The organism is Gilliamella sp. BG2, from assembly GCF_046635645.1.
GTDB classification, from domain to species: domain Bacteria; phylum Pseudomonadota; class Gammaproteobacteria; order Enterobacterales; family Orbaceae; genus Gilliamella; species Gilliamella bombi.
This window is the reverse complement of record NZ_JBIDFF010000015.1, coordinates 1-11986: the sequence shown is the minus strand read 5'-3', so window position 1 is coordinate 11986 and position 11986 is coordinate 1. Positions and strand designations below refer to the sequence as shown.

At 35.2% G+C, this 11986-nt stretch carries 10 protein-coding genes; 5 read left to right on the top strand and 5 right to left on the bottom strand.

The features are described 5' to 3' along the window. The first annotated feature begins 283 nt into the window (after positions 1-283). Positions 284-1663, top strand: coding sequence for an MATE family efflux transporter (locus tag ACGH6Q_RS07655; protein WP_411592530.1), 1380 nt, complete (start codon positions 284-286; stop codon positions 1661-1663). A gap of 72 nt (positions 1664-1735) precedes the next feature. On the opposite strand, the gene ACGH6Q_RS07650 is transcribed toward ACGH6Q_RS07655, so the two are convergent. From ACGH6Q_RS07650 to ACGH6Q_RS07640, 3 genes are all read right to left on the bottom strand, one after another. Further along, positions 1736-2419 carry a tetratricopeptide repeat protein gene (locus tag ACGH6Q_RS07650; protein WP_411592529.1) on the bottom strand — a complete coding sequence of 228 codons (684 nt, stop codon included), beginning with the start codon at positions 2417-2419 and terminating at the stop codon, positions 1736-1738. Positions 2420-2564: 145 nt separating this feature from the next. Beyond that, on the bottom strand, positions 2565-3464 hold the full coding sequence (locus ACGH6Q_RS07645; protein ID WP_174798092.1) for a DMT family transporter: 900 nt from the start codon (positions 3462-3464) through the stop codon (positions 2565-2567). A gap of 11 nt (positions 3465-3475) precedes the next feature. Beyond that, positions 3476-4342 carry a YicC/YloC family endoribonuclease gene (locus tag ACGH6Q_RS07640; protein ID WP_174798091.1) on the bottom strand — a complete coding sequence of 289 codons (867 nt, stop codon included), beginning with the start codon at positions 4340-4342 and terminating at the stop codon, positions 3476-3478. 161 nt (positions 4343-4503) lie between these two features. On the opposite strand from ACGH6Q_RS07640, the gene rph reads away from it, so the two are divergent. From rph to ACGH6Q_RS07620, 4 genes are all read left to right on the top strand, one after another. Then, positions 4504-5220: a ribonuclease PH gene (gene rph, locus ACGH6Q_RS07635; RefSeq protein ID WP_065589925.1), complete on the top strand. Its 717-nt coding sequence runs from the start codon at positions 4504-4506 to the stop codon at positions 5218-5220. Positions 5221-5233: 13 nt separating this feature from the next. After that, positions 5234-5881 carry an orotate phosphoribosyltransferase gene (pyrE, locus tag ACGH6Q_RS07630; RefSeq protein ID WP_296302033.1) on the top strand — a complete coding sequence of 216 codons (648 nt, stop codon included), beginning with the start codon at positions 5234-5236 and terminating at the stop codon, positions 5879-5881. 290 nt (positions 5882-6171) lie between these two features. Next, positions 6172-6912, top strand: coding sequence for a DUF262 domain-containing protein (locus ACGH6Q_RS07625; protein ID WP_411592525.1), 741 nt, complete (start codon positions 6172-6174; stop codon positions 6910-6912). 49 nt (positions 6913-6961) lie between these two features. Beyond that, positions 6962-7957, top strand: a complete 996-nt coding sequence (locus ACGH6Q_RS07620) for an HNH endonuclease family protein (RefSeq protein WP_411592524.1) — start codon at positions 6962-6964, stop codon at positions 7955-7957. A 350-nt stretch (positions 7958-8307) separates the two neighbouring features. Here ACGH6Q_RS07620 and ACGH6Q_RS07615 read toward each other — a convergent pair whose 3' ends face one another. Then, positions 8308-8907 (bottom strand): hypothetical protein, encoded by a 600-nt coding sequence (locus tag ACGH6Q_RS07615; protein WP_411592523.1) that lies wholly within the window; start codon positions 8905-8907, stop codon positions 8308-8310. A 160-nt stretch (positions 8908-9067) separates the two neighbouring features. Next, the coding region (locus ACGH6Q_RS07610; protein ID WP_411592522.1) for a phage tail length tape measure family protein at positions 9068-11986 on the bottom strand (2919 nt) is incomplete at its 5' end.

Sequence of the window (11986 nt, the reverse complement as noted above, 5' to 3'; positions counted from 1 at the left end):
AAATCTATACTGAAACGTATAGTTACCTGAAACTTTTTGACAAGATTTAACTACACGTAAGCGCAGTCGCGATAGCAAGGTTTAGATAATCGCTATCAGTTATAATCATTAAAATTAAGAAATAAGTAAAAATCGAAAACTGAATTTATTATTTTGCTAATATACCTAACAAGCAACTTGGGGTTATCATTATTAATATGAATAATGATTATACTAATTTATACTGAAACGTATAGTTACCGGAAACTTTTTTACAATATTTATCAGCGGAAAATTAAAAGCAATGGCTCACTCTATTGATGTTTATAATGATTTTAAAAATAAAAAAATCAGTGCACTATTTTGGCAATATGCGTTACCTGCCATTATTGGGACAATTGTTAACACTCTTTATAATATTATTGATGGCATTTTTATTGGCCATTGGATCGGACGCGAGGCGTTAAGTGCTGCTGGTCTTATTTTACCTGTGATGAATTTAGCAGCGGCAATTGGTATGTTAGTTGGAATCGGTTCGGCCAGTCGGATTTCAATTTTTTTAGGTCGTGGTGAAAACGACAAGGCCGAAAAAGTCGCTGGTACGTCGTTTATGCTAACTGCGCTGCTGAGTGGTTTTACGCTGTCAATGCTGCTTATTTTTATTGATCCCGTGTTGCGTTTTGTCGGTTCTAGCCCTGTTAACCATGTTTATGCTAGAGAGTTTTTAGAAATTTTTCTACCTGGTAGTATCTTTTTAACCCTCACTTTTAACTACAACAATATGATGCGTGCAAGTGGTTACCCTTTTAAAGCCATGGTAACTATGTTTGTCAGTGTGATTGCTAATATTATTTTAGCGCCAATTTTTATTATTGGTTTAGGCTGGGGAATGCGTGGAGCTGCAATGGCAACAACGTTGTCGATGATGATTAGCTTTGTGTTTGTTATGCAACATTTTTTAAATAAGAATAGTAATATTAAGCTTTATCGTCGTAATTTTAAGTTGGACTTTTCAATTGCAAAATCGGTTATATCAATCGGTTTATCACCTTTTTCAATGCAAATGGCGGCATCAATCGTTGTAGTGTTTATTAACTGGCAACTTAATCGTTATGCTCCACTTGCTAATGTGTCGGGCGATGATTCAATTGCTGCTTTTTCTAATGCTAACCGGCTTATTACTTTAGTGATTATGATTGTCATTGGTATCAACCAAGGTATGCAACCTATTATTGGTTATAATTATGGTGCTAAAAATTATGATCGCGTTAAAAAGACTTTCTTTTATGCTGTGAAAGTAGCAACGGTTGTAACTTCGCTCGGTTTTGTATTAGGATTTTTTATTCCAGATATGTTGGTGCGAGCTTTTAGTTCCGAGGAAGATTTAGTGCAACTTTCGGCTATTGCATTACGATTTACTACACTCTCTTTTATTTTTGTTGGCTTTCAAATGGTTACCACTAGCTTTTTCCAATGTATTGGTATGGCAAAAATTTCGATTTTATTAAGTCTTTCAAGGCAAATTTTGATTTTGTTACCAGCACTTTATATTTTACCATTATTTTTGGGTTTTGATGGTGTTTGGGCTGCTGCCCCAACGGCCGATCTGTTATCAACAGGTACAGCTTGCCTTGTGCTTTATTGGTATTTTAAATCACTCAAGAAAAGACATTGTTGTAATTAATACTGCCGTTTAAGTTAATCAGGGCTTAACGCCCTTTTTAATTTAGCCCAATTTTATTTACTGAAGTCGTTTTTATTTTTGTTCACAAAATTCATGCTTAATTCCATTTTCACAAGCTTTTTTAAACAATTCTTTCGCTTTTTTGGTATCTTTTTTAACATCATAGCCATTAAAATATATCACACCAAGATTCCATTGTGCGTAAGGATCATTTTGCTCGGCTGCTTTTTCCAACCAAATTTTAGCTAAACTATAATCTTGTTCAACAACTTTACCATCAAAATACATATCACCTAAAGAATATTGAGCATTTACATTGCCATTTCCGCTCGCTTTTTGATACCATTCCAAAGCTTTCGTTATATTTTGTTCAACACCTTGGCCTTTTTCGTACATATACCCTAAATTAAATTGAGCTTCGTCGTCTTTTTCTGCTGCTTTTTGAAACCATTCAAAAGCTTTGGTGTAATCTTGTTCAACTTCTTCACCTTTATAATATAAGCTAGCGATATTAGTCATAGCATATACAATACCTTGTGCCGCAGCTTTTTCGTACCATTCTATTGCTTTTTGCGCATCTTTTGTGACAGAAATACCATAAAGGTACCTAACGCCAAGATAAAATTGTGCTTCTGGATTATTTTCTTCTGCCGCTTTTTTGTATAATTTGTCAAAACTCAAATCTCGAAAATCTTGAGCATAAGATGGGTTTGAGAAACATATGAACAATAAAAATAATGCAACTAATTTTTTCACGTTATATTGCTTATTAGTAAAACTTAATGAAGTTAAAATATATATTTTAATTTATTATAAACTAAAATTACTGAACTATTTTTAGTAATATCAAAATAAAACAAAAGTCTATTAATTCCGTTCAGTATTTCGTATTGTAGCCTTATTATGTCGAAGCCGATAAGTTTGTAATACTCGATAAGGTCACAAACATAAGACACAGAAAAATCAATATAACCCCAAACCACCCAACTAATGACATTTGTTCGCCAATAATTAACATCGCTAATATGGCCGCAATAACAGGCTCTAATAAGCTGATTGTAATAGCCGAACTAGCCGATATTTTAGATAAACCATAACCATAACATAAATACCCCATAAACATGGGGATCAATGCTATATAAATACAAACAGCAATATTGGTTAGTGAGTCAAATAATGCAGTCCCTGTGAGTAACATAACGGGTATGAGTAAGATGCCACCAAAGCCAAAGGTTGCCCCCATGGCCGATTTTGTTGATATGCCTTTTAACATTAATTGACGAGCTGACCATGAATATAAGGCATAGGTAAATCCAGCAATTAATCCTAATAAAATACCTATAGTGGTGTGTTCATATTGCGTTGTGGTGGAATTATCTTCTGAAAAGGCAAGTAAAATCATCCCCAAAATACCAAAGGCTGCTCCTATTACCCATTGTTTAGTTAGGCGAAAATCACGACTAATATATTCAATGAGGGCTGAAAGGATCGGGGCTGATCCAATAGAAACTACTGTTCCAATTGTTACACCCGATAAGCGCATAGAGCTATAAAAAGCTAAAGGATAAATCATAACAGCAATAGCACCAACAATAAGTAAGTGAACATGCTTGATTAATAAATGGCGTTCTTTGATTATTTTAGATATTGCCAATGTACATTGTAAAATGCCACCAATACCCATTGCTAGCGAGCCAATGAGTAAAGGTGAAAGCGAGGGCGCAAATGTAGCAGCTGTGCCCGTTGTCCCCCATAAAATAGATGCTAATATGACAGCTAAAATACCAAGTACTTTATTCATTAGATAGGTGATTACTCAATATTTTGTACTTGCTCACGAATTTGTTCAATAAGTACTTTGAGTTCAATCGCACTGGCTGTCACATCAGCATTGATTGATTTAGATGCAATAGTGTTAGTTTCTCGATTAAACTCTTGCATCATAAAATCCAATCGACGACCTATCGCTTCGTTTTTCTTTAAGATCGAATAAGTTTCTTTAACATGTGTCATTAGGCGATCAAGCTCTTCGGCAACATCAATTCGCTGGGCAACCATCACTATTTCTTGCTCTAGGCGAGAATGATCCAGTTCAATATTAGCTTCAGCCAATTTACTTTTTAAACGTTCTTTTTGCCATTCAAGTATTTGCGGCATCCAATTACGAATCTTATCCACTTCTACGGTAATGGCTTCTAAACGTTTAACAATTAAATCACTAAGCGCTTTACCTTCACGTTCTCGAACAGCTTTAAACTCGTCGATAGCTGTATCAAGTAACGCTAGGATTTCTTGTGATATGCTGTCAAGATTTTGTTCTTTTGCCGACAATACGCCTGGCCAACGAAGTACATCAATCGGGTTAACTTGTCCTGATTGATGCTCTGTTTGAACCCAGTTTGCGGCATTTAAAATTTGCTTAGCAAGATCTTTATTTAACGAAAGTTCTTGATTTTGCGCTGCAGGATCTAATTCAAAACGTAAATTACATTCGATTTTACCACGAGTTAGACGATTACGGAGTCGTTCACGTATCATCGGTTCAAGTGAACGAAACTGTTCTGGTAGGCGGATATAGGTTTCTAAATAACGTTGATTAACTGATCGGAGTTCCCATGAGGCGGTTCCCCAAGATTGATTTAATTCCTTTCTGGCATAGGCGGTCATACTGGAAATCATAATTGCTTCCTAAATTTGTAAAAAACTTGCTGGGCATTGTACCACATATTCTGTATAATATGCTCTTAGCTTAGGCTAAACATCAACCTTATCTTGTTGATGTCCCCCTAAATAATTAGCTCAAAAAAGATATTTTTTAATTGTAACATCTGGAGAATTGCATGCGCCCGTCAGGTCGATCTGCGGAACAAGTCCGCCCTATCAAAATAACCCGTCATTATACTAAGCATGCAGAAGGTTCTGTATTAGTTGAGTTTGGTGAAACTAAAGTACTTTGTAATGCCACTATTGATGAAGGTGTGCCACGTTTTTTAAAGGGGCAAAACCAAGGTTGGGTAACTGCTGAGTATGGAATGCTACCTCGTGCAACCCATTCACGAACTCAACGCGAAGCGGCTAAAGGTAAACAAACCGGTCGCACTATGGAGATTCAACGCCTTATTGCCCGTTCACTACGTGCAATGATCGACCTTAAATTATTAGGTGAATATACTATCACGTTAGATTGCGATGTTATTCAAGCAGATGGTGGTACCCGAACTGCGTCAATTACTGGTGCTTGTGTAGCACTAAATGATGCAATCAACAAAATGGTTGCAGATGGTAAAATTAAGCAAAATCCAATTAAATCATTAGTTGCTGCTGTTTCTGTCGGTATTGTCGATGACCAAGCAGTATGTGACTTAGAATACATAGAAGATTCAAACGCTGAAACCGATATGAATGTTGTTATGACTGACGATGGTCGTATGATTGAAGTGCAAGGCACTGCTGAAGGCGAACCCTTTAGTCATGACGAATTATTAAAACTGTTAGAGCTAGCAAAAAATGGCATCAAAACTATTATTGATGCACAAAAACAGGCCTTAAAAGATTAATTGGAGAGGATCGATGAAATCATATAAAAGTGAATTTATTGAATTTGCATTAAATAGGCAAGCATTAAAGTTTGGTGAATTCACCTTGAAATCGGGACGCAAAAGTCCCTATTTCTTTAATGCAGGATTATTTAATACAGGTAAAGATCTGGCTTTATTAGGTCGTTTTTATGCAGCCGCACTAATGGATACTAATTTAGAGTACGATGTCATTTTTGGTCCAGCCTATAAAGGTATTCCTATTGTTTCATCAACCGTTGTTGCACTATCTGAACATCATAATGTTGACATTCCTTACTGCTTTAACCGTAAAGAAGCAAAAGATCATGGCGAAGGCGGTAATTTAGTAGGTAGTTCGATCTATCAACAACGCGTTATGTTGGTCGATGATGTTATTACTGCCGGAACTGCTATTCGTGAATCGATGAAAATATTAGCAGATAACCAATCTAAACTTGCTGGCGTACTTATTTGTCTAGATCGTCAAGAAAAAGGTCGTGGTGAACTGTCAGCAATTCAAGAAATTAAACAAACTTATCATTGCAATGTAATTTCAATTATTACGCTTGATGATTTAATCCAGTACCTCTATAAAGATCCAGCTCGAAAAGATCAAGTAACGCAAGTTGAAGCTTATCGGTCTGAATTTGGGATAAAGTAATAACAAATTACTTTTCTATATTTATAAAAACTAAAGCCTCGAAAGATGCTTTAGTTTTTCATGTTTTATCTAGAAATTTTTATTATCAGTAAGATAAATTCCACAATAAAATAATTGCTTTTATTTTTTAAGATTTAATCATCATATCAAGCCTTTTAAATTTTATTTATATTATTAATCATGATAATTAATTTATATGAAACAAGTAAATTGCTAGAATAATAACTAATAATCAAATGTTTTCAAATTAAATTAAATTAAATTAAATAGAAATATAAGTAGGTATAAATATGGAAGAATCTTTTAAACCCCGTAGTTTATCGATTAGTGAATTATTTGGTGATACAAAAAATCTTTATAAAATACCAAAGTATCAAAGACCTTATAAATGGGAAAGTGAACAAGTTGAACAGTTATGGGACGATATTTTAGAATCATATGAAAATGACGTACCAAATTACTTTCTTGGCTCTGTTATTACAGCAAATTCTTATGATGAACCTAATTCCCCTTATATTGATGTTGTCGATGGACAACAAAGATTAACAACGTTAATGATACTATTTTGCGTTATACGTGATTATTTTCCGAATCTTAATCTACATGATAATTTAAATCCCCTTTCTGTAAATATTGATATTATCCGTTCTGCAATAATCTTTAATAGCCGAGCTTCACGTTTAAGATTACACACTCATAGCTCTCATCAATCTGATTTTGAAGCGTATATTTTAAACGAGGGAGCAACAAAAATATTGCCGCCTCCATATAAATATCAAATTAAAAATGATCAAGAACCCAAATTTAAATTTATTAATACCGCACTAATTTTTAAAGAGAAATTAAATTCTTTACCTGAAAATAAACTTGGAGAGTTAATTAATTACTTGTTTTACCAAGTTAAAATTATACGTATCGATTGTACCAGTCGTGATTTTGCTATTAAATTGTTTCAGGTGCTCAATAATAGAGGTTTAGATTTAACTTCTGCTGACTTAATAAAAAGTTTTTTATTAGAAAAGCTTATATAAAAAATATAAAGATGATTTAGCCACTTCAAAATTAAAAGAAGATAGTTTTATGTCTGATTGGCGTGAAATGGAGCAGCTCATTAAACAATGTGACGATATAAGTTTAAATGATTTGTTTATTATTTACGCACATTATTTATTAGGCTCAAATCAAAAAAAATCATTCACTGAAGAGCTACAAAACTTATTCGAAAATCAAGATCCTAATCAAGTCATAGCCTCATTAAAACAATTTGTTATTAATTATTACGAAAAAATATATTGTTCAAAAGATAAAAATATTTATTCATTCCAATATTTGAGATGGAGTAATTATTGGAAAGCGATATTAATGACAGCCATTACAACAAATTATAAAGATTTTGATGAATTAGTTTTTGAACTAAGACGCTTTTATTATTTATATTGGATTGCGGGAAAAACATTATCCCAAGTAAAGCAGACTTCTTTTAATGTCATTAAAGCACTGAAAGAAAAAAAACATATCAATTATTTAAAAGCAATCTTTTCAAATAAGTTAAATTCAGAAAAGATTTATGAATTAGCGATATCTCAGCTAACTTCTAATATGGTTGATAAAGAAGCATGGATTAAACCTCTTTTGATTTTAATTGAGTATGATCTAACCGATCAATCTAATCCTATTTTATTAAAACTTAATAATGACTTGCACCTTGAACATATATTACCTAAAAAATATAAGACTATTGCAGAATGGAATCATATCACGGAAGAAGTAAAAAACAGATGGTTACATAGTATTGCTAATTTGACACTATTAAGCGGTAAAAAAAATATTGATGCTAGTAATAATCCTTTCAATGTCAAAATGATCGTATATCAGGGTAATCATACTAATAACACGACTGCTTTTCGCCTTTCTCAAAAAGTATTAGATGATTTTAATCAAAAAACATTTAATCAACAATGGCATGAAGATGCATTAAAAGATCGTTATAATTGGATACTTGCACGATTAGAAAAATTATTAGCTATAGATTTTACATTAGTAAAGCAGATAGATACCCCAAAAATGGCAAAATAATGATCAATCAACTAATATGATGTGTAGGAATCAATTGTTGGTTATAGGAAATAGTCAGTTAAACTACTGTAATAAACTTTCATAAAATAAAATTAACGCCGTATCACCAACAAGTGATATGGCGTTAATATCATAAAGAAAATTATTATCAATTTGAATAAACGTATTACGGCCATTCATTCAACCGTTTGTAATACAAAAAGACTTCATGAAGCACTAACTCTCCCTGACATATCTTTATATATTTCTAAACTGCCTACACGGCGGTAAACAATTTTATGATAGTTAAAGTATCAAAATAGGAATTTCTAAATATTGGCCTCGGCGACCTAAGGACTAGGAAATAAGGACTAAGGTCTGAGGTCCGAGACGCAAACAACATAAAAGCTGCCCATTGAGCTGCCCGTCATAATATCGCCATAGGCCGAGTCCACAACGTACATGAAGGAAGTATTCTTATTATTTTCATCCTCGCTCGACAAGTGGTAGTTGAAGCCAAAGTCGGCACCTTTGTAGAAGTCCACGACGCCCCACTCGGAAAAAAAGCCGGCATCAATATGACGCATGTAATTATTATATGGTGAAGATGGGCTAGCACCTACAACAGGAGGAAGAAGACCTCCGTAAACATTAACCGCGTTGGTTAAATCTCTGACCCTTGGCATATGGTAGCCTATATTATGACACCATTTTAACATATCATAATAATAGCTCCTATCACCCCGATGGATGAACCACTGCTTCAACACAAATCCATATTTTACTACCTCAACGCCATATCTATCTCTACCCACTAACTCAAACGTTTGCGGTAACCTTGGCTTAACTACACTAGGTTTAGGATTGTCCCATCGATATCTTGCCACTGGACCTGTTAACTTAACACGTGCTACCCACTCTTTACAATCCTCATAAGGAATCCAACTGTCACAAACTACATCATTTGTCACTGTTGCTGTAATTCCCTCATGCGTGACCGGTTCCTGATGCCGAGCGTGATAAATCACGCTCAAATTAAGTGATAATTAACTATTCTGTATTTTTCATCATATGAAAACAAATTACAAATATTATACTTTAAATATCCAAATTAGAATTTGATATATTAGATTAAATCCCCAAATCTTGTTTAATTGTTTGTTTATTTGCTCGAATAAATGTTTTAAATGCTCTGCCACCCGTTACGCTATTGATGCCACGGCTGACCATATCACCCGCATCAATGACTAATTCCTGCTGAATAACGGGACTCAATACAGTTGGTGAGCTTTTGCGTTGTTGGTTATCATCAAGTAATGGCGCTTTTGGGATATTAACATTGCTAACTAGCCCGCCTGTTGCATAACGATGTAATCGGCCTGTATTGATAGCGTGAAGATAGTCGATACCGTATTTTTTAACTGATGCGGCATTAATAACATATTCACCATTAGATAATCTAGCAGGAATTGAATCAGATGTTGATGTACCAGCACCTGTAATATAACCACCCGTTGAAGCCATAACGGCGGTACTAGCTCTAGCTAACCCCGACATAGCAGAACTACCCGCACTAGCCGATGTAATTGCTGTATATAAGGTCGCTGCGCCACTTGAAAATGCGGCTGCCATTGCGCCTGTTAATCCTGTGGTACCCGTTGTCATTGCGGTGGTTAATGAGGTGCTAAGTTCAACCGAACCAACACTTGCCGCAGTGGTGATTGCTGTACCCATTTCTGTTGCAGCAATTGAACTTTGTGCGACATCAATCGTGAGACTGGCATTACTTGCCGAAAATAAACTACTAATTAAATGGTTTGCCTGATCTAGCCCACTCATCATCATTTCAGCTAAGCCTTGGCTGGCAATTTTAGCCATTGCATTAACAACACTTAAACCTAAATTAGTGATAGCGTCACTTAGCGTGTTAGTACCCTCCGCTAAGCCTTGCAAAGCACTTTGCATGCCATTTTGTAAACCATTACGAAATGCGTTAGTTAATGCATCTGTGGTTTTATTAAGCTGTGCAATTTCTAGTTGTAATTGTGCTAGTGCAGCTTTAGCCTCTTGACTAATTTGCTCTGGCGCTTGTGTCAATTGCTGGAGTAATGGCACACTTTTACTGAGTTCAATAGCGGTTTGTTTATGTAGTTCAACTAATTGGCTTTGTGCTTCAAGTTCGGTAATCAGTCCACTAATAACCTGTGCTTGTATACGTTGCTCTTCTTGAGTTTGATTGGTTTTTGTCGCTTGAATTTGCTGTTTAATCAGTTCAATATTTGCTTTCGCTTTTTCAAGCGGTAAAATCTGATCAATTAGGTTAATGCCAGCAGTATTATTATTGGCTTTAAGTTGAGCCATAACAGCTTGATACCATCTATCAATCTCTGCCGTTTTAATTCTGGCAGGGTCAAACAATAGCGAATTAAGTTGATTTTGTAATTCTTCATTGAATTTTTTATTTTCGTGTGCTGTAATTGCATTATTTGCCGCATTGGCTCGATTACGCTGCTCTACCGTTAGTTTTTGAGAATCAATTAACGCTTGCCGAGTTGCGTATGTTTTTTGTGTCTGCTTATTCGCTTGTGATTCCAGCGATTTTATAAATTGCTCTGTTTCACGTGCTGCAGATTTTGCCGCTTGGGCTGATTCTTGTATTGCTTTTTTCTTTGCTTCGTGCGCATCTATCAATTGAGCATTAGCGATAATTTCTTTTTTGAGTTCTGGGCTGGCATTTTTATACTGACCTTTTTCAATTTCGTAAAGCGCTTTAGCAACTGCTGTGCTTTTTTCTTGTAATGCGACCTTATTTTTTAATTGTTCGTTATACTGCCTGAGCGATTTATCCGTTATTTCTTTTACATCTTTATCATATTGACCACCAGAAAATGATTTACCGTCTTTTGAAGTCACTCCTTGTGCTTGTAAATCTTTACGACCCTTTTCATCAGCCCACAGCGCTTCATATTTTTTACGTAATTCATCAACCGCTTTAGCTTGTTTTTCGGCATCACTGGCATTTTGTTTATGCAGCTCATCAAGCTCTTTTTGGGCATTGATTGCTTTTTCATTAATGACATCAGTATCATGCTTTTCTTGTACTTCTTTTTGCTGTTTATCTCGTTGAGCCTGTTTTTCTTGTAATGCTTTATCATCATTTTTATTGTATGGAATATATCCTGCCCCAGGAACAATATAAAAACCTCTATTTTTGGCTCCCTCCATTCTTTCAATATCTTCGTCTGAGTTTGATAACCCTAAACTAAATTTTAACTCTTTTTTAAATCCTTCACCTATATCACTCACGCCATTTTTGAAGTGTTGCCATGCCTTTTCTAACCAATTAAGCTGTTCTTGCATCTTGTTAGCGCTGACTTCCATCTCTTTGGCATATCTCTCGGTGGCAACGGCAATGGCTTGCTCTGTGTCACCTTGTGCTTCTAGCGCTGCTATACGCTGATAAGTAGCTAAATCTAACCAATGATATTGTTTATTACTTTCAACCGCCCAACTAGTGACCGCATTTTCAATACCTTTAAATGATTGAACAGCGTCTTGTGCGTTTTTTACGGTCACCGCTGCCATATACGCTGATGCAGTAGCAATATTTTCAATTGATTTTGCTGATAATCGTCCCTCTGATGTCAGTTCTGCAATAACACCACGTGTTTCACTGTAGTTATGATTAATTTTACCGATACGTTGAGACATAGCCTCAAGCCCACCAACCGTAGCACCAGCATAATTACCCGTTGAAATTAAGGCACGATTAAATCGCTCTTGGTCTGAAATTATTGTACTTATCACTTGGGACATTTTGTAAAAAGTCGCGATAAAAACACCCACTGATAAAGTAGCAGCGCTAAATAATGGCGGTAGTCGCCCAGTCATATTACCAATTGTTAGCAATGAGTTTCCCGCTGATGCAAAATTACCGTTCGCTAATTGTTTAAACATACTGGCAATACTACGACGGGCGCCTTTGGTATTTAAATCTAATTTTTTAGTACTTTCATTTAGCGTTTCAACCGTTGATAATGCAGCACGTTG